33 protein-coding genes are annotated in these 26,912 nt (G+C 32.6%); 11 read left to right on the forward strand and 22 right to left on the reverse strand.

Going from position 1 to position 26,912, the window contains the following annotated elements; all coding sequences use genetic code 11:
• Positions 1–794 precede the first annotated feature (794 nt).
• Positions 795–1,226 carry a GNAT family N-acetyltransferase gene (locus AC1Q51_RS18385; protein ID WP_097821858.1) on the forward strand — a complete coding sequence of 144 codons (432 nt, stop codon included), beginning with the start codon at positions 795–797 and terminating at the stop codon, positions 1,224–1,226.
• Between the two features lie 286 nt (positions 1,227–1,512).
• On the opposite strand, the gene AC1Q51_RS18390 is transcribed toward AC1Q51_RS18385, so the two are convergent.
• Positions 1,513–2,283 (reverse strand): GNAT family N-acetyltransferase, encoded by a 771-nt coding sequence (locus AC1Q51_RS18390; RefSeq protein ID WP_492331635.1) that lies wholly within the window; start codon positions 2,281–2,283, stop codon positions 1,513–1,515.
• A gap of 256 nt (positions 2,284–2,539) precedes the next feature.
• Positions 2,540–3,319: a BC_2878 family exosporium-associated protein gene (locus AC1Q51_RS18395; RefSeq protein WP_071714224.1), complete on the reverse strand. Its 780-nt coding sequence runs from the start codon at positions 3,317–3,319 to the stop codon at positions 2,540–2,542.
• Between the two features lie 252 nt (positions 3,320–3,571).
• Between AC1Q51_RS18395 and AC1Q51_RS18400 the strand changes: the two genes are divergently transcribed.
• The gene (locus AC1Q51_RS18400; protein WP_001062742.1) at positions 3,572–3,892 is read left to right on the forward strand and encodes a hypothetical protein; all 321 of its coding nucleotides are present in this window, start codon (positions 3,572–3,574) and stop codon (positions 3,890–3,892) included.
• Positions 3,893–3,946: 54 nt separating this feature from the next.
• Here AC1Q51_RS18400 and AC1Q51_RS18405 read toward each other — a convergent pair whose 3' ends face one another.
• The 5 genes from AC1Q51_RS18405 to AC1Q51_RS18425 all read right to left on the reverse strand — a co-directional run bounded on the left by AC1Q51_RS18405 (position 3,947) and on the right by AC1Q51_RS18425 (position 9,475).
• On the reverse strand, positions 3,947–5,482 hold the full coding sequence (locus tag AC1Q51_RS18405; protein WP_097923896.1) for an MDR family MFS transporter: 1,536 nt from the start codon (positions 5,480–5,482) through the stop codon (positions 3,947–3,949).
• Positions 5,483–5,505: 23 nt separating this feature from the next.
• The gene (locus tag AC1Q51_RS18410; RefSeq protein WP_000401031.1) at positions 5,506–6,213 is read right to left on the reverse strand and encodes a polymer-forming cytoskeletal protein; all 708 of its coding nucleotides are present in this window, start codon (positions 6,211–6,213) and stop codon (positions 5,506–5,508) included.
• Between the two features lie 18 nt (positions 6,214–6,231).
• Positions 6,232–6,942: a bactofilin family protein gene (locus AC1Q51_RS18415; RefSeq protein WP_001258371.1), complete on the reverse strand. Its 711-nt coding sequence runs from the start codon at positions 6,940–6,942 to the stop codon at positions 6,232–6,234.
• Between the two features lie 13 nt (positions 6,943–6,955).
• Complete coding sequence (locus tag AC1Q51_RS18420) at positions 6,956–7,579, reverse strand: YhbD family protein (RefSeq protein ID WP_000102246.1); 624 nt, start codon at positions 7,577–7,579, stop codon at positions 6,956–6,958.
• A 159-nt stretch (positions 7,580–7,738) separates the two neighbouring features.
• Entirely contained in the window at positions 7,739–9,475 is a 1,737-nt protein-coding gene (locus tag AC1Q51_RS18425; protein WP_071732081.1) for an ABC transporter substrate-binding protein, read from the reverse strand.
• 101 nt (positions 9,476–9,576) lie between these two features.
• On the opposite strand from AC1Q51_RS18425, the gene AC1Q51_RS18430 reads away from it, so the two are divergent.
• The gene (locus tag AC1Q51_RS18430) at positions 9,577–10,791 is read left to right on the forward strand and encodes an MDR family MFS transporter (RefSeq protein WP_090977774.1); all 1,215 of its coding nucleotides are present in this window, start codon (positions 9,577–9,579) and stop codon (positions 10,789–10,791) included.
• Positions 10,792–10,961: 170 nt separating this feature from the next.
• On the opposite strand, the gene AC1Q51_RS18435 is transcribed toward AC1Q51_RS18430, so the two are convergent.
• The 9 genes from AC1Q51_RS18435 to AC1Q51_RS18475 all read right to left on the reverse strand — a co-directional run bounded on the left by AC1Q51_RS18435 (position 10,962) and on the right by AC1Q51_RS18475 (position 16,644).
• A complete protein-coding gene (locus AC1Q51_RS18435) occupies positions 10,962–11,633 on the reverse strand; it encodes a YjgB family protein (RefSeq protein WP_002094054.1) in 672 nt (223 codons plus the stop codon).
• A gap of 23 nt (positions 11,634–11,656) precedes the next feature.
• Entirely contained in the window at positions 11,657–12,511 is an 855-nt protein-coding gene (locus tag AC1Q51_RS18440) for an aminopeptidase (protein WP_199717223.1), read from the reverse strand.
• Positions 12,512–12,644: 133 nt separating this feature from the next.
• The gene (locus AC1Q51_RS18445) at positions 12,645–12,791 is read right to left on the reverse strand and encodes a hypothetical protein (RefSeq protein WP_000959548.1); all 147 of its coding nucleotides are present in this window, start codon (positions 12,789–12,791) and stop codon (positions 12,645–12,647) included.
• Between the two features lie 305 nt (positions 12,792–13,096).
• Positions 13,097–13,492: a hypothetical protein gene (locus AC1Q51_RS18450; RefSeq protein ID WP_025118014.1), complete on the reverse strand. Its 396-nt coding sequence runs from the start codon at positions 13,490–13,492 to the stop codon at positions 13,097–13,099.
• Between the two features lie 77 nt (positions 13,493–13,569).
• Positions 13,570–13,812: a GlsB/YeaQ/YmgE family stress response membrane protein gene (locus tag AC1Q51_RS18455; RefSeq protein ID WP_025118015.1), complete on the reverse strand. Its 243-nt coding sequence runs from the start codon at positions 13,810–13,812 to the stop codon at positions 13,570–13,572.
• Positions 13,813–13,991: 179 nt separating this feature from the next.
• A complete protein-coding gene (locus AC1Q51_RS18460) occupies positions 13,992–14,957 on the reverse strand; it encodes a nucleoside hydrolase (RefSeq protein ID WP_001223685.1) in 966 nt (321 codons plus the stop codon).
• Positions 14,958–15,034: 77 nt separating this feature from the next.
• Entirely contained in the window at positions 15,035–15,223 is a 189-nt protein-coding gene (locus AC1Q51_RS18465) for a DUF3970 family protein (protein WP_000621885.1), read from the reverse strand.
• Between the two features lie 69 nt (positions 15,224–15,292).
• Entirely contained in the window at positions 15,293–16,078 is a 786-nt protein-coding gene (locus AC1Q51_RS18470; protein ID WP_090977764.1) for a class I SAM-dependent methyltransferase, read from the reverse strand.
• Positions 16,079–16,275: 197 nt separating this feature from the next.
• Positions 16,276–16,644, reverse strand: coding sequence for a hypothetical protein (locus AC1Q51_RS18475; RefSeq protein ID WP_000071476.1), 369 nt, complete (start codon positions 16,642–16,644; stop codon positions 16,276–16,278).
• A 477-nt stretch (positions 16,645–17,121) separates the two neighbouring features.
• Between AC1Q51_RS18475 and AC1Q51_RS18480 the strand changes: the two genes are divergently transcribed.
• The 8 genes from AC1Q51_RS18480 to coaW all read left to right on the forward strand — a co-directional run bounded on the left by AC1Q51_RS18480 (position 17,122) and on the right by coaW (position 23,216).
• Positions 17,122–17,274: a YqbF domain-containing protein gene (locus AC1Q51_RS18480; RefSeq protein ID WP_000291905.1), complete on the forward strand. Its 153-nt coding sequence runs from the start codon at positions 17,122–17,124 to the stop codon at positions 17,272–17,274.
• 168 nt (positions 17,275–17,442) lie between these two features.
• On the forward strand, positions 17,443–17,877 hold the full coding sequence (gene exsC, locus AC1Q51_RS18485) for an exosporium protein ExsC (RefSeq protein ID WP_000148797.1): 435 nt from the start codon (positions 17,443–17,445) through the stop codon (positions 17,875–17,877).
• A gap of 294 nt (positions 17,878–18,171) precedes the next feature.
• Entirely contained in the window at positions 18,172–19,374 is a 1,203-nt protein-coding gene (locus tag AC1Q51_RS18490; protein WP_000269261.1) for an MFS transporter, read from the forward strand.
• A gap of 153 nt (positions 19,375–19,527) precedes the next feature.
• Positions 19,528–19,827, forward strand: coding sequence for a hypothetical protein (locus tag AC1Q51_RS18495; RefSeq protein ID WP_001279472.1), 300 nt, complete (start codon positions 19,528–19,530; stop codon positions 19,825–19,827).
• Between the two features lie 169 nt (positions 19,828–19,996).
• A complete protein-coding gene (locus tag AC1Q51_RS18500) occupies positions 19,997–20,359 on the forward strand; it encodes a hypothetical protein (RefSeq protein ID WP_000757024.1) in 363 nt (120 codons plus the stop codon).
• Positions 20,360–20,653: 294 nt separating this feature from the next.
• Positions 20,654–21,853, forward strand: a complete 1,200-nt coding sequence (locus AC1Q51_RS18505) for an LL-diaminopimelate aminotransferase (RefSeq protein WP_000222704.1) — start codon at positions 20,654–20,656, stop codon at positions 21,851–21,853.
• Positions 21,854–21,909: 56 nt separating this feature from the next.
• Complete coding sequence (locus AC1Q51_RS18510) at positions 21,910–22,308, forward strand: 3-hydroxyacyl-ACP dehydratase FabZ family protein (RefSeq protein ID WP_000547673.1); 399 nt, start codon at positions 21,910–21,912, stop codon at positions 22,306–22,308.
• An 86-nt stretch (positions 22,309–22,394) separates the two neighbouring features.
• Positions 22,395–23,216: a type II pantothenate kinase gene (gene coaW, locus AC1Q51_RS18515; protein WP_000442499.1), complete on the forward strand. Its 822-nt coding sequence runs from the start codon at positions 22,395–22,397 to the stop codon at positions 23,214–23,216.
• 14 nt (positions 23,217–23,230) lie between these two features.
• Here coaW and AC1Q51_RS18520 read toward each other — a convergent pair whose 3' ends face one another.
• The 6 genes from AC1Q51_RS18520 to AC1Q51_RS18545 all read right to left on the reverse strand — a co-directional run bounded on the left by AC1Q51_RS18520 (position 23,231) and on the right by AC1Q51_RS18545 (position 26,907).
• Positions 23,231–23,740 carry a 2'-5' RNA ligase family protein gene (locus AC1Q51_RS18520; RefSeq protein WP_001259198.1) on the reverse strand — a complete coding sequence of 170 codons (510 nt, stop codon included), beginning with the start codon at positions 23,738–23,740 and terminating at the stop codon, positions 23,231–23,233.
• 117 nt (positions 23,741–23,857) lie between these two features.
• Positions 23,858–24,337, reverse strand: a complete 480-nt coding sequence (locus AC1Q51_RS18525) for a CcdC family protein (protein WP_000502962.1) — start codon at positions 24,335–24,337, stop codon at positions 23,858–23,860.
• Between the two features lie 39 nt (positions 24,338–24,376).
• Positions 24,377–25,048, reverse strand: coding sequence for a DUF4052 domain-containing protein (locus tag AC1Q51_RS18530; protein ID WP_000209601.1), 672 nt, complete (start codon positions 25,046–25,048; stop codon positions 24,377–24,379).
• On the reverse strand, positions 25,045–25,917 hold the full coding sequence (locus AC1Q51_RS18535; RefSeq protein WP_492331636.1) for an ABC transporter ATP-binding protein: 873 nt from the start codon (positions 25,915–25,917) through the stop codon (positions 25,045–25,047). Before AC1Q51_RS18535 ends, AC1Q51_RS18530 begins: the two co-directional genes overlap by 4 nt.
• Positions 25,914–26,294 carry a GntR family transcriptional regulator gene (locus tag AC1Q51_RS18540; RefSeq protein ID WP_000805185.1) on the reverse strand — a complete coding sequence of 127 codons (381 nt, stop codon included), beginning with the start codon at positions 26,292–26,294 and terminating at the stop codon, positions 25,914–25,916. Before AC1Q51_RS18540 ends, AC1Q51_RS18535 begins: the two co-directional genes overlap by 4 nt.
• Before the next feature lie 124 nt (positions 26,295–26,418).
• A complete protein-coding gene (locus tag AC1Q51_RS18545; RefSeq protein WP_000424636.1) occupies positions 26,419–26,907 on the reverse strand; it encodes a DinB family protein in 489 nt (162 codons plus the stop codon).
• Positions 26,908–26,912: the final 5 nt, after the last annotated feature.

The raw sequence follows: 26,912 nt of genomic DNA on the forward strand, positions 1-26,912 counted from the left end.
TAGCATTTTATGTATTTTTTTAAAATTTGTTTGGACAAGTAACTTAATCTTCTACTTCTTTTTCTAATAAAAAAAGCTGCCTTCTAATAAGAAGACAACTTTCTTTGTGACTACTCTAGAATAGATTTCATACAATATAATTGTTCCTTCCTTATAACCTGAGTTCGTCACTTTAGTTATAAAAATGTGGGTATATCCTATAACCTTTTTTAGGGATCATCCATAATTTATTTCATAAAAAGTGCTTTGTTTTACTGAAAGGTGGTTGCGGAAACAACCGCCTTTTTATTCGGAACAAAATAAAACTTTTATATAAAAGGCCCATAATTAAATACACTAAACTTCATATGATATATTGCATCCTTTCTTTTTAGAATGAGTAGTCATTACTGAAGGGCACTTTTCGAAGTGCTCTTATCTTTAATCTCCCTCTTTTTCAGGAAGAGTTTTTTACTAAATCCTAATATGATTTGTATCAATAAGGCTGGCGATTACCACATTTCCTTAATAGCTTCAATGAATACAGTAGCTACTAATTAAAATACCCCTATGATTTTCTCTACACTTAAACAATCGTGCGTTATCGAACACATGAACTATTTTTTATTTTGACTATGTAACACTAAATTCACAACATTATTATCCTATATTTGGTGAAGCCTACATTTCAATGCCAGCAATCCCACACTTTTAACTAATAACTTAAACAAATGTGCTATCTCAAGGTTCTTTTGATATAGTATGTTATGTTCTATATAATGAAGAGAGCGCTAGTATTTCCAAGGAGGATGTATATGAGTATTCAATTGGCCACATCTAACGATTTAGAATGGGTTAATAATCAATATGACTCAATAGGATTTGTACGAAGTGATTTAAAGAGAGATAAAGTTGCAATTATTACATATAACAATGAGGATGCAGGTGTTGGACGATTAGTCCAAATAGATGCAGATACTTTAGAAATGGGTGGAATTTTTATTCTGCCTCAATTTAGAGGGCTACAATTAGCTGGTGAGCTTGTTTCATTTTTAGTAGAAACTGCGAGAAAATCACAAATACAAGATGTATATTGTCTTCCTTTTGAGGAATTAGAAAACTTTTATAAGAAATATGGCTATACTGAAGTCGATACTACGAAAGAAGCAGTTCATCCAATTATTCTAAAAAAATATAATTGGTGTTTGGAGAACTACGAAAAACACGTTCTACTATTTAAATTGTAAATGTAATAAAGTGAAACTTTAATCAGTGGGGCTTTGATTAAAACTCTATGTTCCGTCAATACTATAGATAACATGATTGTATTTCTCCATTCTCCCTTGGAGAGGAGCAGTTAGCTTTTGCTAGCTGCTCTTTTATTTTTTCAAAAAGTCACATAAATATCTTTAATTCCAAACATTCAAAAGATGAAATGTGATAAGATTGTTATGAAGATATTTACCAACTAATAAATGCGCCCTAGACTTACGTACTAGGGCGCATTTATTTTTTAGTATGTAATTCCTTCACTCATCTATTATCCACAAAATAAGTATCATACGCTTTATCAAAAACATATCCTAACTTTTCTGCTAGGTTAGCAGATGTAGTATTCGCTGCGTCCCAGTTTGGATACTTTCCATTTTCTAAGCAATCCAATATAAGAGCTGCACTAACTACAGTTGCCAAACCTTTTCTTCTATGATTGTGATCAGTCGCAACTTCAATTTCAATTCCATCATTATAAATACTATACGAGGATGCACCGCATATAACTTCTCCGTTATATAAAATGCTATAACCTATACCACGGTTTATATAATCTTCTACCGACTGAAATTGACTTGTAAAATCTTCGGAGATCTTATGTAATGTAGGGCTATTTGCGATATGCTCATCTATTCTTTTTAGCTCATATCCTTTTGGAAGGGTTGATATAAAAGATTGTAATTTTGAACGATTAAAAACTTCTGGATTTCGTTTGAATTTATAACGTAAAAACTTATCTATTTTTCTTTCATGGAATGTTTCTAGGCGTTGTTTCCACTCTTCACTATTTACGATAACTAAAATTCTTTCTGGAATATTACGTAATAACTCTTCTGTTTCTTGCACATTTGGGTCTCCAGCGTAAAATGTGAAAATTCCTACCGTAACTTGTGCTACTGTTGGATTTTCAAGATCATTTACCCAAGCAGTACCCATATGTCCTTGTAAATAAGAAAGTAAAACAACGTTATTGAAATCATCAAACATAGAAACTAGTTTTTTTCTTGTACGTATATTCGCTTCATATATCATTTACATTCCCGCCTTCTTTAAAATCAATCGTATTCTAAATATTTAAGATTCAATATATATAATTTTTCAATAAACCACTTACCATATAAGCAAACACCTATTAAACTAAAATTTTATATAATTATAAATTATTCACAAATATAAAATTATTATAACATCTAATAAAAAAAGAGTATCTCACTTTTTAAACTTTAGAATATACATCGTGTATGTATAAACCCTCAACATAATGTATGAGGATTTATCAAAAAATGCGTTATAACTCCTTCTTAGAAATAAAAGATTCCGTCTCACCATTCTTATATACCTTAGTCAATTTAACAACCGATTTGTACGTGTTATCGTCATCCTTTATCATTTTTTTCAGCTCTTCTATTTCGATATTACCAGTTCCACTCTCTACTTTTAAACAATTTGAAATGTTTAAGTATCCACTAGATGCGAAAAGAATAATGAATGTAATATCAGGAAAATTAATGAATAGTATTCCAAACTTCAAAGGGTTCGCAGCAGTATCCGATAAAACTAATCGAAAATCTAACAGTTCAGGTACTTGAACAAAATCCTTAGAAACAATTGCTTCACCTACGATTGCAACTTGCTTTACTATATTCCCAAGTTCATCTGTAAATTCAGTACATATAGGTGCATCAATTGTTTTCGCTTGTAAAGATAAATTTAATTCTGGATCATGAAAATCGAAAAAGATTGTGCTCCCCTCTGTTAAACATTGCGGGCACACATTTCCTAGCAAGCTAAAGTCCTCTTCAATATATTTAACTTTCGATTTGCAACTACAAACTTTTCCTATTCGGATTGCATCAATTTTTGAGCAATCTACAAATATAACCTCACTGTCTTCTTGTACAAATGATACAATCCCTTTCATCACATTAAACGAAAGAAAATAGGATACAACGATTTCGTTTCCTGCTATTACAATACTTTCAACTTTAGTATACGGTTCTAGACTTTGTAAAAATTCACATATACTATTTTGGCAACATCCACAATCACGTTTCGGCTCACAATCCACTTACACTCCATCCCTTCTTTAGATAGAATAGCTAATACATATATATGAAAGGAAAACAAAAAAGCTTGGACAATATAACTTTAACGTAGGAATATCGTTACCTATTCATAATATTAGTAAGGGAATTACACCAATAATGAGTAATAACACATAATTTTTACTATAAATACATATAACAATTTCATCTTTCATGAAAAAAACGTTATAATGAAGTGTAGCCTCTACGATTACGTTATAAAGGAGATTAAAACAATGGCTAAAATTAAAGTATACCAAGTAAAAGAAGAAAATATGGAAGCAGTAAAAAACATCATTGATGTTGAGGAACAAAACCCAACTGCTGAAAACTTACAAAATCTATACGCATGTGTATTAGAAACTGAAGATATGGCATTGCCTGAATCATACATTGAAGAAGATATCTTAATTGATTCTATGGAAGTTATGGTTAACGCTTCTCAAAGCAAAGTAAGAGACTTAGGCGCATACGATGTAATCGAAGTTCAAAACAAAGGTAAGAAAACACAAATTTTATTACTTGCAGACGAAGAATACGAAATTATCGAAGGCTAATCTAACACCATACATATGAAAAAGCTCCTTTCCAATTGGAAAGGAGCTTTTTCATTACGCTTTTGATGTTTCGCTCTTTTTATTCTTTTGTTGTTTCTTAATTACCATGCGCTCATTTCCCATAAAGAAAATGAATATGAATGCTAATCCAGCTGGTACCAATGCCCACATGAACGTTTGAACAATTGAACTAGAAAGAGCATCAATAATCTTATCTAATATTTGCGGAGGGATTTGAGATCTTGCCGATTCTGATAAAATGGCTCTTGAATCCCCTAATGTGTTTGTATTCATTCCCCCGCTCATACCTTTAAATGCTTCTTCTAATTGATCTTGGAAACCTGTTCTTTGGATCATTCCGAAGATTGTAATACCAAGTGTCATACCTAATGAACGAATGAAATTACTCGTTGAAGTTGCAGATCCACGCTGTTCCATACCGAAGTTATGAATTGAAGCCATACTTAGTACAGAGAATGAGAAACCTACTCCAAATCCGATAATAATCATATAAACCGTTAATAATGCACGACTTGTTTCTGGCGTTAATGTACTTAATAAGAATAATCCGATTAACATAATAACAGCAGAAATAATCATAATGTTTCGGTAGCTCAGCTTAGTCGTTAAAAATCCACCTAACTGCGCTGTTACGACTGATCCTAGCATCATAGGTAAAAGTAATAATCCTGAGTTTGTTGCAGTCCCGCCGTATACACCTTGAATGAATAACGGAATGTAAACAGTTGCTGACATAAATGCAGCACCGTAACATAATGCAATAATTGTACTCATTCCGAATAAGCGCTGCTTAAACATCTCAAATGAAATAATTGGTTCTTCTACTTTTCGTTCAATAAAAATGAATGCGATGATTAAAATAGCGAATCCACCAAATAAACTTAAAATAAAGCTAGAATCCCAATCATATTTTTGTCCGCCTAGTTCAAGCGCAAACATTAAAGAAACTACTGCACCAACTAAAGTAATTGCGCCAAACCAATCAATTTTTTGCTTTCTATGAACGCGTGATTCTTTATAAAAGAATGTAATAAAAATAAGTGCTAAAATGCCAAGTGGTAAGTTAATATAAAATACCCAGTGCCAGCTTATGTAATCTGTAATATACGCACCAAGCAACGGACCAAAAATACTCGATAAACCAAATACTGCTCCGAATAAACCACCCATTTTCCCGCGCTTTTCAGGAGGGAAAATATCAAAAACGATAGTAAACGCGATCGGCACTAATGCCCCGCCGCCAATACCTTGAATGGCACGATAAATCCCTAACTGTGTAATATTTTCAGCAGTACCACAAAGCGCCGAACCAATCATAAAGACGATTAAACCGAAAATAAAGAACCTCTTTCTACCATACATATCTGATAGTTTTCCGAATATCGGCATACCTGCCATTTCTGCGACCATATAGGCAGAAACGACCCATACAAAGTTTTCAAGGCCTCCTAAATCACCAACGATTGTTCCCATCGCTGTTACGACAATGGTATTATCCATTGATGCCATTAAAATACCTAGCAATAAGCCCGCTACAACAAAGCCGAGCTTATTATTCTTTTCAACCATAACCTTGCTCTCCCTCGTACTACTTATATTTGTTTATGTTCCTTTACGACTGCATTACCTTTTTGATTAAAACTAGTATGATATTCTACAACACTAATTTCACATCCGGGACCAATTGTAACATTATTTCCTCTTACTACTTCAGCAATCGTATGCTCTAAATAAATCTCATCTCCTTCAATGATAGACGTTTGGAGGCTTCCAGCATGATTTGTAAATGGAATAAATCTCGCTTTTTTACGAACGGTAATCTTCTTACCGCCAATTTCTCTTACTTTGCTACCTTCATAACGAAGTGAAATTTCAATATTTTCAGCATTAAGTAATCCATCACTTTCAAGGCCACCAGTTAGTGACAGTTCTTCAACTTCAATATCTCCTTTTACATTTAAAGCGCCTTTCACATCTACGAAATCACCAGTTAATTTCCCCTTAACTTCTATCATACCTCTTACTTTTATTTTTTCAATATGAGCATCACTATGCATTTGTGTATTTCCGTATACTTTTACATATTCCGCATCTACATTTCCTTGTACTTCACTATCTCCATACACGACATAACTTTTCACTTTCATATTACCGCACACTTCACTCGTGCCGTACGTTTTAAATTCATTACAGCTCATGTCATTAGAAATCGTTCCTTCACCGCGAATCTTCACTTTATTATAATCTCCGCCTGCTGAACTACCAGAACCATTAACAGTAAGACTATGTTGATGTTCCATATCATTTTCTCCCTTCCATTAAATCTGCTTCATTTCTTTTACATTTGCGCTTTTATCAACAGTAAGAACACCCGTATATTCGATCAGTTCAATCTCACAGTTCGGTCCTACCGTAACATTATTTCCTCTTACCGTTCTTATGTGAGCATAATCAATATCGATATTGTCACCTTCTAATAGTTCAGCCTCTAATTGCATACCAAATACTGATTTAAACAGCCTACTAAAAGTACTTAGTCTATGTTTTACTTTAATCGTTTGACCACCAATTTCTTTCGCTCGACATGTACCGTGAATATTAATATTTATTTCATCAGCGCTCAGTAATCCACCAATTGTAAATTGTCCTTCTGAAGAAAACGTATCCACTTCACAATTACCATCAATTGTCGCTTGACCATTGACTTTAAATTCTTCACCAGTGACATTTCCACCTACCGTACCTTTTCCTGCAATTTTCAAACTGTTTGCCTTCACATCTTGCGTAATTGTTGCTTTTCCATCAATTCGCATCGTTTCAGCATGAACTGTACCGTCGATTTTACCTGATCCACTAATTCTTGCATTGCTACTTTTCAAATTTCCAGTAACGGCACCGTAACCGTTACATTCAAATTGGTCACATTCAACATTTCCATTCACAGTACCTTTTCCGTTTAATTGCACTTTATGAAACTCGCCACCATTCGATGAACCGTAACCATTTATAATCAAATTATCTGTACGCATACTTTCTCCTCCACTACAACAATTTCGTTTTTAATGCTTCGGTATATTTCATAATCGCTTCGCGTAAAACGATTTTAGTGCCTTTTTCAAAAATTAAATCTTCCACGTTTGAAACTAATAAACATGTAGAAATCCCTAACTTTCGTACAATGATTAAATCACAAGTTTTATGTTTAATTGCTTCATAATTTTCACGTAAAACTTGCAAGACCATTTTTCCTTCTTCTAAACTAATATCTCCCGATTGTAATAATTCTTCTAACATGTACACATAAAGAATATCTACAAATTGAAACTCTGCTGTTTTATTCGTTTGTTCTATGAAAAATTGTAAAACTGGTTCTGATGCAATCCCCTTACGTAAAATGTCTTCCTTTGTTAAAAGAATTTCTCTCACACTCGGTGAAAACATATTCGCTAGTTCATCAAGTGATAAATCCTCTTTCATCGTTTGGATTTTATCAATACGCTCTAATATCTTTTCTTTCGGAAAAAATGTCTCTTGACCCGTGAATGTTGACTTTCGTACAAACCAATCTTCCGGTATTAAATTTTTTCTTTTCCACCTATATAACTGTCCGTATGAAATGCCAGTTAGTTCTAATAAATCTTTTTTTGAAATCAAATCTGTACTCAACTGTATAACACTCCTTCCTGATAACAATGTAACATAACACTGTTACGCTGTAAATAGACTTTTATCACAAGTAGCGTAACAATGTGTAAAACAAACCTATTCCTACATACAAAAAAGGCTCTTACACATCTTATGAAAATGCGCAAAAGCCCTTATATATCAAGATTTAAACCAAATATTATAAAAATCAATCCAACCTTGTGAATTAATCATTATATTTTGGACTTTTTCATGTGTACTTACCTCTTGTTTATTACGATACAAAGGAATAATATGAATTTGACGTAACAAAGTATCCTCAATATCGCGTAACAATGTAACTCTTTTCTCTAATTCTTCTTGTTTAAAATAAATAGACAACTTTTCATAAAAGTCCATGTTGCTTTGTCCATGAATAAAACTATTTTTTGTAAGAAACATATATAATAGACTATCTTCTATTCGTTCGCTTATTGTGGCACTATCATGCATCATATCAGCCTTTTGTATCGTACTTACTTCCAATAGCTCTTCTATATCAAGAAAATTATTTTCTACACGAATCCCGTACTTCGCACACTCTTTTTGTATCCATTGTGCATCTTCAACATGATCTCGTCCTGTAAATGTGTAGAGCTGTAGCACTTCATTATGATAAGTACTCCTTTTAATTAAACTTTCTACATCTTCCTCAATCTCTACAATGCTTTCACCTGCTAATATTAGTTTCTTTGCCACTTCTCCACGTTCTCCGCCGAGTTCTTGAACGATTGTATAACCATGAATGATTTTATATAACGCTTTCCGAAATAACTCATCTTGCATTGGTCCTTCTTTCGTAAGATTACATGTTATATATGTCACGTTCGACTCAAGCCGAGACAATTCTTTATTATGTTTTTCTTTATCTTTATACTGCGCCTTTACTAAAACATCGTATGTACTTACACCTTGTTCTACATTCCACAACTCAACACGATCTAAAAAAGGTCTTTCACGAAAATATAAAGGATGACCTTCTAAAATGAACAGATTTTCATTACTTTTATATAATTGAAAAGACCCTGTTCCAATTAGCTCTCCTGCTTCATCTTCATTCACGATAGAACACTGTTCTGCACTTATCATATGTAAAAACATTTTATTTTCCGTTTGTAATTGAATTTCGACAACGTAGTCATCCACTGAACGGATACTTTCAACGTGTTGTAACATCCATGCGTGTGCATTATTTTCCAGCTTCATAAATCGATTCAATGAGTATATAACATCATGTGCAGTAAGTTGTTTTCCATTATGAAAGTGAACTCCTTTTCGTAAATAAAACGTCCATATTTTTTCAGCGTCATTATATTCCCAGTGAAATGCAAGTCTTGGCTCTATAATGTTTGTATTACCGTCTACATACACGAGTGTGTCGAATATATGTTTTACCATATGACATTCTGAACGCATTGTAGCGTATACAGGATCTAATGTGATATCTAAATTCATTTGTACTTGCAACCGGAGTACATCTCTTCTCCCTTCAGATGTCATTTCAATCTTATGACCAAATATTGAATCTACCCAGCAGTGATATTCTCCCTTTACTGACGGAAAATGTGAGCTATAGCGTTCCACAAATATGCTTCCGCTTTTCACATCCCCTTTTTTCGTTATTTCTTTTCCTCTATCTAAAATTAAAGACATCGGGTGCTTTTGAAATATTAACTTAGAACGATTTCCCCTGCCGCGACCTGGAAACCACTTGATCCAATTTAACTCATCTAATTTTTTTATAATTAATTTACTATTACGCTCTGTACAAAATAATGTTTCAGATATATTTTGCACTGTTACTTCCAATCGTTCTCCCTCTTTTTTCCCTTTTCCATAAGCAATCCATAGTTCAATATATTGATCTAAAATAAACATCATAATCCCCCTAAAAGGTGAAAAATACTCCCTATTGTTTCTACCCTTTTTCCAATTCTTCTTTCATCTTATCATTTCAATATAGAAAGGAGGAATTAATATTGAATTATCTCTTACTTCGTTACAATAAACCTATTTTTATTAGACTGTGTGGTGAATTATTAACCCGAACGACTGAATCTATGCTAGCTATCATTATGATTATTTACGTTAATAAAATGTTAAACGGCAATGTAATAATAACTATGCTAATTTTCGGATTACAGCCACTTTCAGACATTTTATTTACACTTATTGCTGGAGGAATTACTGATAAATATGGCCGGAAAAAGATTATGTTACTCGGCTTATTGCTACAAAGTGTTGCAATCGGTAGTTTCGTTTTCGCTCAATCCGTTTTTATATTTGCACTGTTATATGTCATTAATGGCATTGGCCGTTCCTTATATATTCCGGCTCAACGTGCACAAATTGCTGATTTAACAAAAAAAGAGCAGCAAGCAGAAATTTTTGCTCTTCTACAAACGATGGGAGCAATTGGATCCGTAATCGGCCCTTTAATCGGTGCAAGTTTTTATAATACTCACCCAGAATATTTATTTATCGTGCAAAGTGTAACCCTTACGATATATGCCGTTGTTGTTTGGACCCAGCTCCCAGAAACCGTTCCACCTATAAGTAAGTCAAAACAAACAGTTGAGGCAAGTTCACCAAAGCAATTTGTTTTTAAACATTACGCCATATTCGGTCTTATGCTTTCTACACTTCCTATTAGCTTTTTTTATGCACAAACTGAGACGAATTATCGTATTTTTGCAGAACATGTATTTCCTAATCTCGTATTCATACTCGCATTCATTTCAACATGCAAAGCCATTTTGGAAATCATTCTACAAATCTTCCTCGTAAAATGGTCTGAACGATTTTCTATGGCGAAAATCATCCTTATTTCTTACGCCTGCTATACGATAGCTGCAGTTGGCTTTAGTTATTCAACGACGATATTGTCGTTGTTCTTCACCTTACTCTTTTTAGTCATTGGAGAAAGTATTGCTTTAAACCATTTATTGCGATTCGTTTCAGAAATTGCACCTCATGATAAACGTGGTTTATATTTTTCAATTTACGGTATACACTGGGATATATCTCGAACGTGTGGACCTGTTATTGGTGCAGTTTTATTAAGTAAATTAAATGGAAGTATGCTGTTTTATATTTGTGCTAGTTTCTTATTAATTGGAGGTATTGTTCAAGCACTGTTTGTTCAAAATTTAGAACGTAAAAAAATCATGAACCAGCCTACACATAATTTATAGGTTACTACTTTTTCAGTAGATCAATATTTCTTATTGGATGAATATTAAAAAACAAAAGTGAAGTATTTCGCATATGAAAGTATGTTTTATATGGCAGGAGACGTTCCTTATTTACAACTAAAAACACCTCACTTCAATAAAGTGAGGTGTTTTTGAAATCACTTAATTTCTTATCCTGCCATTTTATTAATACTATCCTCTGGTGAAAATACAGAAATATGATCTACCTTACCAGTCGATTTTGGAATGACAAATTTCAGCTCATACTGGTTATTTACTTTGTATACATATATTTTATCTTCACCATTCTCTTTAACTGAAGATGGTTTTCCTAATGCTTTTTCAATTTCTTGTAATGTAATCAATTTTAGTTCTGCATGATATGAGCGTACATCAAAAACTTGTGACCCTTTATTAAATCCGAAAACAACATTTTTATTTGTAAAAGTTGCGTACATTCCATTCCCTGCATATTCGGTTTTATTTGCTTGCCCCCACGCTTTTTCAATTTCTTCAATATCCCCTGTATGGGCTCCAAATGGCACATTAGGTACCTTTCCTTCTTTTGCTAGTTCAAACAAATCTTTAACGTGGTTAATTGATTTTTGATTAAGTGTTCTATTTTTCGAATCTGGCTCAGGTGATGGTTTTGTTGTTTTTTCATTACTTGGTTTTGCTTCAGGATTTTTCTGTTCTTCTGAAGAATTGCTTTGTTCATTTTTATTATTTTCCAAGGTTGGATTTGTTTCCTTTTTTTCGTCTGTCCCATTACATGCTGCTAGCGCAAACATACATGCTATAGCCAAAAACAACATAACTATTTTCAAATACCCTTTCATCATTTTACCCCCCTATTGCATCTTATTCATTTCGATAACCAACCCATTACACTACTTTTCAAATTATGTTTGTTCCAAAAAGTCAGTGCTTCATTCTCTCCAAAGGCTTGTACAAAATATGTTACAAAAGCTGTTCCTAAAAAGTAACCAAGTCTGTTATATCCGAAGTAACTACCTCCTGATAAACGGAACCATTCTTTCTCTTTTTCATCTGTCCATCCTTCAACATAATCTTTTAAAAAACGTTTCTTTATTTTCTCTTCATTTTCTTTATAATATTGTAGCCATAGATCACCGTCACTATTATATGAGTAGTAAACAGACTCATTTAAATCTTTAACGATTTTTTTTGATAAATAAGTTGCAACACCTTCACGATACAAACTTACCGACGCATCGGTCCATTCAGCCCTAGTCCAATCCATTCCAGTATTTTGTAGCATAACATTATGATATATATGACCTATTTCGTGAGCAGCAATAACACGAAGATGATTCAAATCTGGAGATAATTTTTCTGCCGCAAAAAATATGTCTCCAATGATTTCCCTTTCTACAAATGCATTTGAACCAAATCCTCCAACGAATACATGGAATTTCATATTTACATCAAAGTTATATTTATTACGATATTCATTTGTTACCTCTTGAATAATGATTGGTAATGATTCTGCAATAATATGAATATCTTCTATTTTTATGGGATATTGTTTAATGGCATTAGAAAGACGTTCTTTCGTTTTAGGACAATGATACTTAAAGTATTCTTCAAATACCTCTGAATGCGAAGTAAAGTATCGATTAAGGGCTTCTAATTCTAAATCGTCACTTTCCCATAATTTTAAAAAACTTGGAATTATATTGTTAATCACTGTATTCATCTCCTTATTTAAACCTTCTCTTCTCAATGATAATATCCTCTATCTATAACTTAAAACATGCTCTCACAACAACTCCTTGAAACAAAAAAAACAGTAGGAAGTGATTACTCTTTTCCTACTGGTTAAAATAAAATTATACGGTAAATCTTAGCTTCTTAAAAAATGTAGCGATAGTATTTTTTACAGTTTCAAAATTATAAGCAAACGTGTTATCTCCACTTAATGATGAAATACATGTTAAACCTGCAGCTTTAATAAAAGCTTTTACATCTACAAGCATAAAATTAGCCTCCATGAATTTAATTACAATCATTATAACAGGTGTTTTACGATGCTAACATGAAAGTAATAAATAAATTTCTATTATTAATTTATCCCGCTATTTGCCGGGCAGTAAGATCCCCACTTCGAAGCAAAGAAGTTAGATGGGGGTAAGGGCTGCCCGTAAAAGCCCGATTGGTAGGGCTAATAATCAGTGGGGATGAACCACCCACTGATTAAAGCTTCACTTTATTTAGCTCAAAGTACACCATTTCAATGTCATATAAAAAAGCTGCCCCAAAAGGACAGCTTTAAATATGTATATTACACTTCGATTGACTTACCGTCTTCAACAATATGATAAAGTAAGTGAGCTAAATGATGAATTGGACCATATTCTTCCTCTTCCTCATCTGTTTCACCTTGGTATTCCAGATCATTTAAGTATAGTGCTAAAAATTGATAGTATAGTTTTAAATCAAATCCATAACACGCAGTTGGTTCTTCATGATCTCCTTCATATTGTAACATTAAGTATTGATCATTTCCTTCTGCATCTTCTGCATCAAAGAATACGAAGAAGCCAACGTTTGTATCTAAATCAAATAAATGACGAGTACCTTTTTCAGTTGCTTTATTGAAGTCCTCTTCACTTAATTTATGTACTGTTGTCGCTTTAGCATTATCTTCTTGATGGAAATTTACTGTGAATGTTTTCAATGCTGACACCTCCTGATTGTATAATACTAGCATAACATATAAAAAGGACTGCTTACAAATGTAAACAGTCCTTACATTCATTTTCGCATTGCTCGTAATAAGAAGCTTACGATGAAAATTAAAATGATCGCACCGATTAAAGCTGGAATAATTGCATATCCGCCAATGACTGGACCAAAACTACCAAGTAATTTCGAACCAACCCAAGAACCGATAATACCAGCAATAATATTACCAATTACACCACCTGGTACATCCCTTCCAGTAATTAAGCTTGCAAACCATCCTAATAAACCACCAACGATTAAAGACCAAATCATATAATAACCTCCTTTATATTTAACCAATCAAAATATAATTAGAAACAATTGCTTACCATTAGTTATGTGACATTTTTCATAAGTTATTCATACTGCTCAACTATAAGATTTTTGAGAATAATACACACCGATAAACTATTTTTCGAACTAACGATTTATCCGACTTTTTATTACACACATTAAGGACAATCTGGCTTCAATATTGTTCGCATAAACTCTTCTTTAAAAGCAGGATAGTTAAAACCAACAGCAATTCTTTGAATCGGCCGATCATCAAACCTTGTTGGTTCAGCTATTTTTCTAAAGTCTGCTACACTTTGGCCCCTAGTCACATCATTTGTCGTACTAATCCACACTGCCGATTTTTTATATTCGAAAATACTATCGTTTATAAACGAGACAAACGGTAGTAAATCGTGTATGGGACTTCCACCAATACCTGGATATTCTTTTTTATAAAAATTCTCATAATAAAAATCAATCATTGGTTTAATGAGTTTCGCCTGTCCAGTTCCTTGTTTATCTATTATATTGGCCATTTCAGGCGTAATAAGCGCACCCTGTGTTACATTTAACGGGTATATAGTAGCGTTTTTCGCATATTTCATAACAATATTTGCTGCAATTGGATCACCATAAAAATTCGCTTCAGATACTGGTGTAACATTACCTGGAAATAGGAAAGCGCCGCCCATTATATAATACGAACAAATACGATCCATTATATTTGGATACAATAAAAATAACGTAGCAAGCGTCGTTAGTCTTCCTGTCGCCACAATTATAATATCTTCTGGACAAGGTTCGATTAATTTGATTAATTCACAAAAATTTTCTCGTTTACAAATTCTCATTTCAGGTGGAATAATAGGACCTAAACCATGATCCCCATGGATTTCAGGGAAAAACAAAGGTTCTTCAGCTGTCATCGGCCTACTCGCACCTTCAATAATTTTCACTTGTGTAGCATAGTACCTTTCTAAAAAATAAACATTTTCCGTAACGATATCTCGTGATACATTCCCGTACTCTGCAACAATACCTAGAATATCTAATTTACATGTTTTATTTGCATAAATTAACGCTACGGCGTCATCAATACCAAAGTCTCCAAAAAAGATGATTTTCTTATTAACTATTCTCACCCCTCTTCAGCATAATCTACTATTATTATTATGTGAAAAAGACAAGGCGGTGAAACAGTGCAAACTAAAAAAGCCGCCTATTTATTGGCGACTTCAATCTTTTTATAAGACAAATATGCTAGTACATTTTTACTTGAATCGTATTTCGGGTTATTTCCTTTTCTTGGCTCTCTCATATGTGTCTTTTCAAATCCAGGAATGTCTGGCATTTTCCCCATAAATTCAAGCATTTCTTCCTCAGTACCTTCAATGCGTACACGAATCATAATAACTATTCCTCAATTCACAGTTTCTCTGTACTAAGTATATCGTACTTCAGAAAGACTGCAACACATTTATCTTTTTAATGTTGTACTTTTTTTACATATAAACATAGCCATTTCAGTATAGAACGAATCTACTTTATTATTTTTAAGTTGAATATTAAAATATTCCTTCATTTCGTTTGGTGCTTTCATCATACATTCTGTTAATTTTTCACGCTTTTGTACAGGGACATCCATCATATTACACCACCAGTCAAAATCAAACTTCTTATCAAAAGTAAGACATGACTGCATTTGCAAACCGTTTTTTTCTAATAAAGTAAGCCATTCTGTCTTTTTTAGAGCTCGTTCATGACTTGGGTCCCGCTTCTTTTCTATAAAATTATAAAATGTATCATATTCATTATTTTCTGGCGAAACATTATCTATTAAGATGAATAATCCATTATCCTCCAACGTACGATTTACTTCATAAATAAATTGAGCCGGATTCGTAAAATGATGGGCTGCAATCCGGCATGTAATTGTATCAAAAAAATGGTCTGCAAATGGTAAATTCTCTGCATTTCCTGCTACAAAAGATACATTTTCATGACCATTCTGCTTTATAAAAACTTTTGCTTTTTCTAACATCTGTTCTGTTAAATCAAGTGTAACTACTTCTTCAAACATAGGTGCTAACATATTTGCCACATGCCCGCCACCAGTAGCAACATCAAGAAGACGATTATTATGACGAGACTCAACTTGTTGAACTACATATTGTAAATCCAGTCCTTTAGCATGTATTTTACTATTTACATATTTATCTGCATTGCTGCCAAACTGTTTTTTCACAAGCTCTTCTTTACTCATATTATCATCTTCTTTCTATTGTTATTTACATATACGACTCATATAATTACTACAATTCTCTTAATGTATTTTCAAATCCTCTTTTCATCTCACTTCTTATCATATTTACCTTTCATTAAAATAATATAATTTTTCACTTTATTATTAAACAAAAAAAAGACTATGGGAACTTCCCCCCTAACCTGAATAAATATTTACTACATTTTTATTTCTTCGTATATATCTATATAATATAAATCCTCTTTCAACTTCATAATAACATCTACTTCGTTATAAGTAGCCTCACGAGCATGTAAACCAAATTGATCCATACCAATCCATATCCACCCAGGTGTAAGATATAAAACATCTATATTAAAATAATCTAACTTAGTAAGCTCCGCTGTAATAAATTTATCTTTATTAGCGATTTGTTTATCTATTAAACCGTATTCTTTCCCATTTTCAAATAGCGATATAAATTTCCCTACAATCGGATGTTCACGAACAATAAAATGATATTCTTTTTCCTCTATATTTACCACAATCAAACGAGAAACAGATAAATCAGGCCCTGAATTCGACATATTTGTTTATTCACCTCCTTATATAGGCTTCTTAAATATGATAACAAATGAATATTCAAATTAAATTAATATAATGTAAAAAATAAAAAAGCTGATTTCCCTTTAGAAATCAGCCTTTATAATTTGATCAACTTTATTCTTTTACAAATTATTATAATGTTTCTTTTTCCTCATCATTTCCAGAAACTAAATTTCCTATAGCATCCGCTGTTACTTCCACTACAAATTCACAAATACCAGCTACAACTTCTCCAATTATTTCATCCATCTTTTTACCCCCTTATTTTATGTAACCTATTTGCATTATAGAAGAAACTGGTAAATACAAACTATCGAAAAAGGTGACATAAACCTTACAGAATTGTAAGCTCTTTCATCCCTTTACTTATCCCCTTTGAAACTCCAAGTATTTTTAGCAGACATATAGGCCATCATAATATGAAGCAAGTAATAATCTAGTGTCAGGAGGCGTTTAATATGTATTACGTAAAATTAATTAAAGGTCAATCTTTCTACGCTTTTGATCATCGTTTCTTAGTGTCTGAAGAAGAAGAGGTTTCAGAGAAAATTTATAATTACTTACGACGTAATGAATTTTTTGAAGTACGTAAAGAAGAATATTCTGCTTAATTACAAAAAGCATTAAGAAAAATATCATCTTATTGTGATATATTCTTAATGCTTTTATGTGAATTTCTTCTTTTCAATAATTATTGTTGACTCTATTAAATAATCTAGTATTTGTCCAAACTAATTATTCACTATTTTCATATTCTAGTATATGAGGAGGTGAAGAATATGACTCATATCATTGATTACCAAGCTACTCAGCCTATAAGTAAAACTGGTGAAACAACTTTTGCAATCCCAGCTTCTCCAAATAAAGCAATTTTAGCAAATTTGAAATTGCGAATTTCAAGTAGAGATTCACGTAATAATCGAGTAGAATTAATCGCTACAATTGGTGTAGAAGGTATAACTGAGACTTCACAAGTTTTATTCCGAATTTTCCGTGATAATATTGAAATTTTTAATGCACAAGTAGGTATTGAATCTACAGATTCTGAACAATTCTACGTACAAACATTTCAAGCTATAGATCAAAACGTTAGCAGTGGAACACACGAATATTCATTAACTGTAGAAAACCTTACTAGTGGTGCAAGCGCAGAAGTTGTTGGCCCACTATCTTTTAGCGCTTTAGCTATTGGACAAGAGCGTAAATGTTGCTAAGTGAATCTAATATTTAATTTTGTACTTGAGAAAAGCGAGGCGTAGTTATACGTTCTTGCTTTTTTATATGTACCCTTACTTTCTATTAGCTTTAATCATAAATTTTTTATGTTTTAATTCACTTATTTCATCAATTAACGCATCAAATTTTTGACAAATCAAAAAGATTGAAATTCAATTATGAAACACGTAATATAGACTCTGACTCTAAAAAAGTTCGTATAAAAATACTACATAAATAAGGAGGTTTTATATACGAGTTTTTCATTTTAAAAGACGGAGAGGTTTTATGTTATGTGGCGTAATAAAAACGTTTGGATTGTTTTAATTGGGGAGTTTATTGCAGGTCTAGGATTATGGCTTGGTATTCTTGGCAACCTTGAATTTATGCAAAAATATGTCCCTTCTGATTTCATGAAATCAGTTATATTATTTATCGGACTATTAGCCGGTGTTCTAGTTGGACCTATGGCTGGCCGTGTCATCGATCAGTATGAAAAGAAAAAAGTTCTTCTTTACGCTGGGTTTGGTCGAGTTTTAAGTGTTATTTTCATGTTTTTTGCTATTCAATTTGAAAGTATCGCATTTATGATTGCATTTATGGTTGCTCTTCAAATTTCAGCAGCATTTTATTTCCCTGCATTACAATCTGTAATTCCACTCATCGTACGTGAGCATGAGTTATTACAAATGAATGGTGTACATATGAATGTTGGTACAATCGCTCGTATTGCAGGTACTTCACTAGGTGGAATTCTTTTAGTTGTGATGAGTTTACAGTACATGTATGCCTTCTCAATGGCAGCATACGCCTTATTATTCCTCTCGACTTTCTTCCTACAATTCGAAGACAAGAAATCAACAACACCAAGTAAACAAGCTGCAAAAGATAATAGCTTTATGGAAGTATTTCGTATTTTAAAAGGAATTCCTATTGCTTTTACAGCACTTATATTAAGTATTATCCCTCTATTATTTATAGCTGGGTTTAATTTAATGGTTATTAACATTAGCGAAATGCAACATGATCCTACGATTAAAGGGTTCATATATACAATTGAAGGTGTCGCATTTATGTTAGGTGCCTTCGTAATTAAACGTCTATCTGATCATTTCAAACCTGAAAAATTACTATATTTCTTTGCAGTTTGTACTGCTTTTGCACACCTTTCATTGTTCTTTAGCGATATAAAATGGATGGCTCTTACATCATTTGGTTTGTTTGGGTTTAGCGTTGGCTGCTTCTTCCCTATTATGTCGACAATTTTCCAAACGAAAGTTGAAAAAAGTTATCACGGTCGCCTCTTCTCATTCCGTAATATGTTTGAGAGGGTTATGTTCCAAATCGTCTTACTTGGCACAGGGTTCTTCTTAGATACAATTGGGTTACAATATATGGTTCTCATCTTCGGAGTCGTTTCATTATTGATTATTTCTATTTCCCTTTCTAAGCAGAAACATTATGAAAAACAGCATTCGCAATCTGCGAATTTATAAAATAAACAAAGAAGTATGGATATAATATTGAATCCATACTTCTTTGTTTTATAATACGCCTATTTATTACGTTTATTGAAATTATCTAAAGGAGTAGCCCTCTTTTATTTCGAATAGATTATAAAGAGTACTCTTTATAAAAGGAGTGGTAAAATGTCTGATGGCATCCAAGTATTTATTGTCCTGCTCTTTGCAATTGCTCTGTTTAGCATCCTAAACTTTTTAGCCATTTCCTTATCTGGACATAGTTTTAAAAAAAGAATCGTGGCAGGTTTCATATTTTTACTACTGACTCCCATTATCTTTTTGACTATCGCAACATTTGCTTCTATATTCGATAAAGCAGGATTTGGCGCAGGTACGTTAGCCTTTATGATCGCAAGCGTATATATAATAAATGGAATAGTGCTTCTGCTTTCCTCTTTATATATCCTCAAAAAAGACATAACATAGGCTATAGTACTAGCATGAATCTGACTTTACACTAGATTCATGCTTATTTAATTTCTCCTAAATTTTTATATGAAATTAAATAATTCTTTAAAAAAATTTAAACTTTATTTATTATAATATCCCTATCGTATTCGCACGTTTATTCAAATTTAAAAGAAAGGAGCACAAAATGAAAAAGGTTCTACTTACAATTCCTATACTAATCATCCTACTTAGTGGATGCAGCAATAACGATATATACGGTTCTTGGGAAGTCGTTGACAATAAAAATGGTGAATGCCCTGTATATTATAAATTTGAAACAGTTGTCAAAAAAGAAAATAAAGAGGAAATTGTGCAAAATTTAGTAGAAATGCAAACCACAAAGAATAAAGACGATTTATATAAAGGCTCATTTGTCAAAAATTCTAATGTATATCACATTGATTATGGTAATTCATTTACATCAGAGCAAACTTTAAAAGTTGCCGACGGTACATTAAATGTATACTTTTTGACAGCTGAAAAATTATGCACGTATAAAAAGAAATGATTACATTTCAGAGGAAACGCAGAAAATATTTTCTGCGTTATTTCACTTTAGAAATCTTCCACAAATACTTAATAAAAACTATAAAATAACTTAAGTTATATAAAATGAATCCTATAATAGACATTTCAATTAACACGTCTACGTTATTTACATCGATACTTTTCAAAATAGGCTAATCCTTCCTCTAAATTTGTCAATCGTTTTAATTTTCATAAAAAAATGATAAAATATAAACATGTGTTTTCAGAATAATTAAAAACGCAGAATGAAAGCACTGTTTTAGGAGGGGTTTTGATGACTTACACGTTAGCAACTAGAATGAAAGCATTCCAATCTTCTATATTTAGTGAATTAGGAGCCTATAAAAAAGAAAAAATTGCAGCAGGTCATAACATGATTGATTTGAGCATCGGAAATCCTGATATGCCGCCCGCTGATTTTGTAAGAGAAACAATGGTACATACAGCGAGTGAGAAAGAGAGCTACGGGTATACATTATCAGGTATTCAAGAATTTCACGAAGCTGTAACTGAATATTACAACAACACTCATAACGTTTTATTAAATGCGGATAAAGAAGTTTTATTATTAATGGGTTCACAAGACGGGCTCGTTCATTTACCTATGGTTTATGCAAATCCAGGTGATATTATATTAGTTCCTGATCCAGGATATACAGCTTATGAAACAGGTATTCAAATGGCTGGTGCAACATCTTACTACATGCCTTTAAAGAAAGAGAATGATTTCTTACCAGACTTAGGAGTCATCCCTGAAGAAATTGCCGATCAAGCGAAGATGATGATTTTAAACTTCCCAGGGAATCCCGTTCCAGCAATGGCTCATGAAGATTTCTTTAAAGAAGTAATCGCATTCGCGAAAAAGCATAATATTATCGTTGTCCATGATTTTGCTTATGCTGAATTTTATTTCGATGGTAATAAGCCAATTAGCTTCCTCTCTGTACATGGTGCTAAAGAAGTTGGTGTAGAAATCAATTCTTTGTCAAAAAGTTATAGTTTAGCAGGTAGCCGTATTGGATATATGATTGGAAACGAAGAAATTGTTCGTGCACTTACTCAATTTAAATCTAATACCGATTACGGTGTATTTTTACCAATTCAAAAAGCGGCATCTGCAGCACTAAGAAATGGCGCTGTATTTTGTGAGAAAAACCGCGATATTTATCAAGAACGGAGAGATACTTTAGTCGATGGATTCCGAACATTTGGCTGGAATGTCGATAAGCCAGCTGGTAGTATGTTTGTCTGGGCTGAAATTCCACAAGGATGGACTTCTCTAGACTTCGCTTATGCATTAATGGATCGTGCGAATGTCGTTGTTACACCTGGTCATGCATTTGGACCTCACGGAGAAGGCTTCGTACGTATTGCACTCGTTCAAGATAAAGAAGTGTTGCAACAAGTTGTTGAAAACATTAGAAATAGCGGCATTTTCACTCTTGAAAAAGTAAATGAATTAGTTAAAAATTAGTTCCCACTCCCCTGCTTAAATTTAGCAGGGGTATTATTAATTGGAGGTACTTTCATATGCATATTAAAGACACTCTTCCCCATCGTTATCCATTTTTAATGACTGATAAAGTAACAAATGTAAAACAAGGTGAATCCGTTACAGGATATAAACTCATTACAAATAACGAATGGTTTATAAATGATAATCAAAAACATATGCCTCATATGTTAATTGTAGAAGCACTTGCTCAGCTTAGTGCATTTGTACATACAAGTGATTCTGAAGGACTAGGATTCCTCTCCTCTTTAGATGGAGTTGAATTCCAAGGAAAAGCATATCCCGGTGATAAACTTGATTTACATTATGAACTAACGCGCAATCGCCGAGGTTTTGTTCTTGGTAAAGGTATTGCAACTGTAAACGACCAGCCTATTGTAACTATAGAAAAACTATTAATATATCAAGCAGATTAAATTGTTCCTTATATCAGTTGGGAATATCTATTCTCAACCAATTAAAAATAAATAGGAAAACATATTACGTAGTTAGGAGCAGGAAAATGGAACGCACTATCGGTATCGATGCTGGAGGAACATTAACGAAAATAGCTTATTTTAACGAAAAAAGGCTATTAACTTTTGAAAAATTTTATTCGCATGAACAACATAAAATAATAGATTGGATTAAAAACAACAATGGCATAAAACAAATATGTATTACGGGTGGTAAATCGAAACTATTACAGCAACTGCTTACAGGTTCATATAAAATAATAGAGCTAAACGAATTTGAAGCTACTCTTGCAGGTGTCCAATACATATTAAAAGAAGAAAAACATGCTATACGCAATTTTATTTTAACCAATATCGGTACAGGTACTTCTATCCATTACGTTTATAATGAACAATATATTCGCGCTGGTGGAACCGGAGTTGGCGGTGGGACTATTATGGGACTTTCAAAATTGTTAACAAATATAGATCATTTTGAAGATGTAATCCCTCTAACAAAAGTAGGATCTAGAAAAGAACTAGATATTACGGTTGGAGATATTTATGGTGGTATTCTTTCCCCTATCGATAATAACTTAACTGCTAGTAACTTCGGAAAAGCAGCCATTACAGAATCAAATAATAGTAGCTCCGATATACTAGCTACTGTACAAGGACTTGTCGGTGAAGTCGTTACTGCATTAAGCCTTCAATTCGCTGAAACAAAAAACATTGAACATATTATTTATATTGGTTCGACTTTATGTAATAACGTACAACTTCAACATATTATTAGTAGCTACACCGAATATCAAAATAAAACACCAATCTTTTTACAAGATGGTGGTAATAGCGGTGCAATTGGTGCATTACTTCATGCTACGAAATAAAAAGCTGACTTTTGTCAGCTTTTTAGAAATGGCACTTCAAATTCAATAATTGATTCCCCGTTCTCTCCAATTCGCTCCACGCTTATTCTATCAATCACACAATTTAACTTCCCATGAAAACTAGGAATCTCCTTCACTACTTCAGCAGCTAACGCGACACTTTCTTTTCTTCCAACTGTTACATGCGGGATGTACGGAATGTCTTCTTTCAAAAATTGTAATAAAGGTCCTGTATATAGAATATTATGTAGTTCCTCTATTTGTTCTTTCCCCTTTTCAACTCGTAAAAACAAATATTCTCTTTCACTTGTAATTTGATTCTTAAATTCAATTTCTATATTCTGTATCGGTTTTGATACATTTATAATATGTAATTTCAGCTCATCATTTGAAATCGAACTTTCAAATGGGAATACAATTGTAATATGCGGTGGAATTAATCCAAATAAAGGATCATGTTTTTGCCTAATGTCCTCGATTTCGCTAATGAACATGTTGTTTAGAAAAAGTAAAATTGTACGCATTTTTATCCCCTCAACTTTTCCTCATTATAATATGTATCATATTCTATGACAGCCTGCCCTTCAACAACTTGTTTTGCTTACCTGTAAAAATAAAAAAACTTCTCAAATGAGAAGTTTTCATATAGCATGATTATTATTTTCCAGCCAAACTTTCCTAAACTTTATATAACAGGCAATTCTCCAAGGAAAAATATACGATACTGCAACAACGTAAAATAATAAACCAATCGTTTGTTGATCTAAATCAACGATAAATTGTCTTGAACCATATCTTAAAAAGACAAGTGCAATAAAAGTAATTAAAAAAGCTGCACTTTTTTTCGTATAAATATTCCCATCATCTCTTCGTTCATAATTTGTTAATACTATAAGCGGTACAGCAAAAAGTACACCAATGAATACCGCTATAATTACTTGTAATATAGCTGGATGTACGGGACCTAAAAACCATACAATACCTGGTGTTAAAAATAGTAATGGCCATAAAATACGTTTTCCCGATCCCTTTATTGGCTTATGCATGGAGCGATAACGACGCCAAAATATTAGTAGTGCAATGCATAAAAAGACGGTTATTAGTGAGGACGTGTCTCCCATATATTTTCCTTCTCCCTAAAAGAATAATCTATCACTATTTTAAACTGTTCGTTCAAATGATACTTTACGAATAAATATACTACTAGTTATGATATAAAGAATTGTTAATCCAATTGAAATAACAATAAAATAAGGGATATCTATTAAAGATACATCATTTGTAAATAACAATCCTTTTATCCCTACTTCTCCATACAGCACACTATTTGTTGAAAGGAAAAGCGACCCACCAATCATGAGACCAATCCATTGAAATCTTTGCTTAAAAATTACTACTACTTGAAAGAAACATGCTATCGTAACATAAAATAAAAATTGTAAAATAAACTGTTGTATTAATTGCTCTCCAAAGTTAACATTTACTAAGTTATATTTTATATCTTGTAAAAACAGTATTTGAAGGAATGAAAACAATGCGGATTGCAACACGATATAACAAATCGCTCCGATAAAATATTGTATTCTCGTTATACCAAATGAAACTGCTAAACGAAATACATCATCTTGAACAATGAAAACACTCCCTACTATAAAAATCATAATTGCAATTGAAGGATTATTGATAATTTCGGGTAAATAACCAACTTTCGCTTCATTTAAATGAGCAGCATATAAAGCTCCTTTTATTAATAAAGCTACAATCCAAAATATTAAAATTGCTTTATAATGAAAATTTATATGTAACCTCAATTGTTTCATTAACGTCGTCATTCCACTTCACTACCAGTCATGTGAATAAATAGTTTTTGTAATGTAATTCTATCAATTACTAAACCTTCTTTTTCAAGAGAGTAACAATCTTCATTAGAAAGCTCTTCCCATATAACAGCAATACCTTTATTCCCATAAATTTCTTTATTTATAACTTTTTTATTAATCAAGAACTCCTCCACTTTACCTTTTTGCCCTGAAATAATATGACCTTGTTGCAATAAATCTTCCACTGTTGATTGAACAACAAGTGCACCTTCTTTTATGATAATTACTTCTTCAATAACATGGGTTACTTCTTCTACCAGATGTGTTGATAATATAATTGTTCTGGGATACTCCCCGTAATCTTCTAGTAGTAAACTATAAAATAACTCACGATGTGCTGCGTCTAATCCCGTAGTTGGTTCATCAAAAATAGTAATTGTCGCTCTGCTTGCTGACCCTTTAATAATTCCTACAACTGTTTGCATGCCATGAGATAGTTTATGGTATTTCTCTGTTATATTAAGCTGAAATTTACCCGCCAGTTCTTCAGCAAACTTCTGATCCCAATTTTTATAAAACATGTTACATATCTTAAAAATTTCTTTTACGCTATAACTTAAATGAGACTCTTCTTTTACTCTAACGAAACAAATATTTTGCATCGCTTTACTATTTTCAAAAACATCTTCACCAAATATTGATACACTTCCACTACTTGAAGTAATTTGTCCTGCTAGTAAATTTAATAAAGTCGTTTTCCCTGCTCCGTTCCTTCCAAGCAAACCATATATTTTATTCTCTTCCAATGAAATCGTTACTTCATTTACAGCTATTTTCTTTTTATACTTTTTCGTTACATCTTTCGTTTCAAGTGCAATCATCCCTCTTTCCCCTCCTTCGTAATCTTTTGAATCATATCCATCAATTCATCTTTTGATATTTCTAGTACTTTCGCTTCTTCCCACACTTTAGGTAAATATTCAGTCATAAAAGTATTTTGTCTTTTTTTTAGTACAACTTCTTTTGCTCCTTTTGCAACAAACATCCCGATCCCTCTCTTTTTATATAAAATCCCCTCATCCACTAATACATTCACCCCTTTAGCTGCGGTAGCCGGATTTATTTGTAACATCTTCGCAAATTGATTTGTCGATGGAACTTGTTCTTCTTCAAGCAATATGTCTTTTAAAATATCAGATTCAATCGTTTCCGCAATTTGTATGTATATTAATTTATTTTGTTCTAGAGTCGGCTTCACATTTTCACCACCTTAGGTTCATAGGTTTATTACTTATGTAATTAACCATATCACATAGAATTATTTTTTCCCATAAATTTCTTTTACAAAAAAGAGAGTCATTCAATTAAGAATGTCTCTCTTTCTAAAAATTCGAAGTTTCAACTCTTGTTCTCAAATTCTTTTCATTTATACCATTTTGACAAAAATTAAACTGTTGTCCCTCAATACATTTTGTACGATCTACTACTTGCCCTAAATGATAGCTTGTATGCTCAACCAAATGTAATAGACTTTGAAGATCAATATGCCTTTTTTCTTCCCAGACCTGTATATATGCTTTGCCCCACTCATCAAATATTTCTTCAACAGTTTTTAACAAAGCTTCAGATCTTATTTGTTTCACTGGAAAATATTCTTCAATTCCATTTTCAAAAACTATATTTGGATCCTTATAACGCCTTGTATTTCTCTGTAAATGTTCACAAATATGTAGTACGATTCCACCAATTGAATTAACAGAGGTCTCTTTTTTCCACAAATCTTCTTCACTAACGAGCCTAATTGCCTGTACTAATTTAGGTAAATAATGATCCTGCATTCTATGATAAGAAATTTTGTATACTAACTCCATCTTCT

It is taken from the genome of Bacillus sp. MT94 (genome assembly GCF_058792475.1).

Excerpts from the sequence above, each read along its gene's own strand:
- AC1Q51_RS18385 (WP_097821858.1), top strand. The coding sequence starts at position 795 with ATGAGTATTCAATTGGCCACATCTAACGATTTAGAATGGGTTAATAAT.
- AC1Q51_RS18390 (WP_492331635.1), bottom strand. The coding sequence starts at position 2,283 with ATGATATATGAAGCGAATATACGTACAAGAAAAAAACTAGTTTCTATG.
- AC1Q51_RS18400 (WP_001062742.1), top strand. The coding sequence starts at position 3,572 with ATGGCTAAAATTAAAGTATACCAAGTAAAAGAAGAAAATATGGAAGCA.
- AC1Q51_RS18405 (WP_097923896.1), bottom strand. The coding sequence starts at position 5,482 with ATGGTTGAAAAGAATAATAAGCTCGGCTTTGTTGTAGCGGGCTTATTG.
- AC1Q51_RS18410 (WP_000401031.1), bottom strand. The coding sequence starts at position 6,213 with ATGGAACATCAACATAGTCTTACTGTTAATGGTTCTGGTAGTTCAGCA.
- AC1Q51_RS18415 (WP_001258371.1), bottom strand. The coding sequence starts at position 6,942 with ATGCGTACAGATAATTTGATTATAAATGGTTACGGTTCATCGAATGGT.
- AC1Q51_RS18425 (WP_071732081.1), bottom strand. The coding sequence starts at position 9,475 with ATGTTTATTTTAGATCAATATATTGAACTATGGATTGCTTATGGAAAA.
- AC1Q51_RS18435 (WP_002094054.1), bottom strand. The coding sequence starts at position 11,633 with ATGATGAAAGGGTATTTGAAAATAGTTATGTTGTTTTTGGCTATAGCA.
- AC1Q51_RS18440 (WP_199717223.1), bottom strand. The coding sequence starts at position 12,511 with ATGAATACAGTGATTAACAATATAATTCCAAGTTTTTTAAAATTATGG.
- AC1Q51_RS18445 (WP_000959548.1), bottom strand. The coding sequence starts at position 12,791 with ATGCTTGTAGATGTAAAAGCTTTTATTAAAGCTGCAGGTTTAACATGT.
- AC1Q51_RS18455 (WP_025118015.1), bottom strand. The coding sequence starts at position 13,812 with ATGATTTGGTCTTTAATCGTTGGTGGTTTATTAGGATGGTTTGCAAGC.
- AC1Q51_RS18465 (WP_000621885.1), bottom strand. The coding sequence starts at position 15,223 with ATGATTCGTGTACGCATTGAAGGTACTGAGGAAGAAATGCTTGAATTT.
- AC1Q51_RS18470 (WP_090977764.1), bottom strand. The coding sequence starts at position 16,078 with ATGAGTAAAGAAGAGCTTGTGAAAAAACAGTTTGGCAGCAATGCAGAT.
- AC1Q51_RS18475 (WP_000071476.1), bottom strand. The coding sequence starts at position 16,644 with ATGTCGAATTCAGGGCCTGATTTATCTGTTTCTCGTTTGATTGTGGTA.
- AC1Q51_RS18480 (WP_000291905.1), top strand. The coding sequence starts at position 17,122 with ATGTATTACGTAAAATTAATTAAAGGTCAATCTTTCTACGCTTTTGAT.
- exsC (WP_000148797.1), top strand. The coding sequence starts at position 17,443 with ATGACTCATATCATTGATTACCAAGCTACTCAGCCTATAAGTAAAACT.
- AC1Q51_RS18490 (WP_000269261.1), top strand. The coding sequence starts at position 18,172 with ATGTGGCGTAATAAAAACGTTTGGATTGTTTTAATTGGGGAGTTTATT.
- AC1Q51_RS18495 (WP_001279472.1), top strand. The coding sequence starts at position 19,528 with ATGTCTGATGGCATCCAAGTATTTATTGTCCTGCTCTTTGCAATTGCT.
- AC1Q51_RS18500 (WP_000757024.1), top strand. The coding sequence starts at position 19,997 with ATGAAAAAGGTTCTACTTACAATTCCTATACTAATCATCCTACTTAGT.
- AC1Q51_RS18505 (WP_000222704.1), top strand. The coding sequence starts at position 20,654 with ATGACTTACACGTTAGCAACTAGAATGAAAGCATTCCAATCTTCTATA.
- AC1Q51_RS18510 (WP_000547673.1), top strand. The coding sequence starts at position 21,910 with ATGCATATTAAAGACACTCTTCCCCATCGTTATCCATTTTTAATGACT.
- coaW (WP_000442499.1), top strand. The coding sequence starts at position 22,395 with ATGGAACGCACTATCGGTATCGATGCTGGAGGAACATTAACGAAAATA.
- AC1Q51_RS18520 (WP_001259198.1), bottom strand. The coding sequence starts at position 23,740 with ATGCGTACAATTTTACTTTTTCTAAACAACATGTTCATTAGCGAAATC.
- AC1Q51_RS18525 (WP_000502962.1), bottom strand. The coding sequence starts at position 24,337 with ATGGGAGACACGTCCTCACTAATAACCGTCTTTTTATGCATTGCACTA.
- AC1Q51_RS18530 (WP_000209601.1), bottom strand. The coding sequence starts at position 25,048 with ATGACGACGTTAATGAAACAATTGAGGTTACATATAAATTTTCATTAT.
- AC1Q51_RS18535 (WP_492331636.1), bottom strand. The coding sequence starts at position 25,917 with ATGATTGCACTTGAAACGAAAGATGTAACGAAAAAGTATAAAAAGAAA.
- AC1Q51_RS18545 (WP_000424636.1), bottom strand. The coding sequence starts at position 26,907 with ATGGAGTTAGTATACAAAATTTCTTATCATAGAATGCAGGATCATTAT.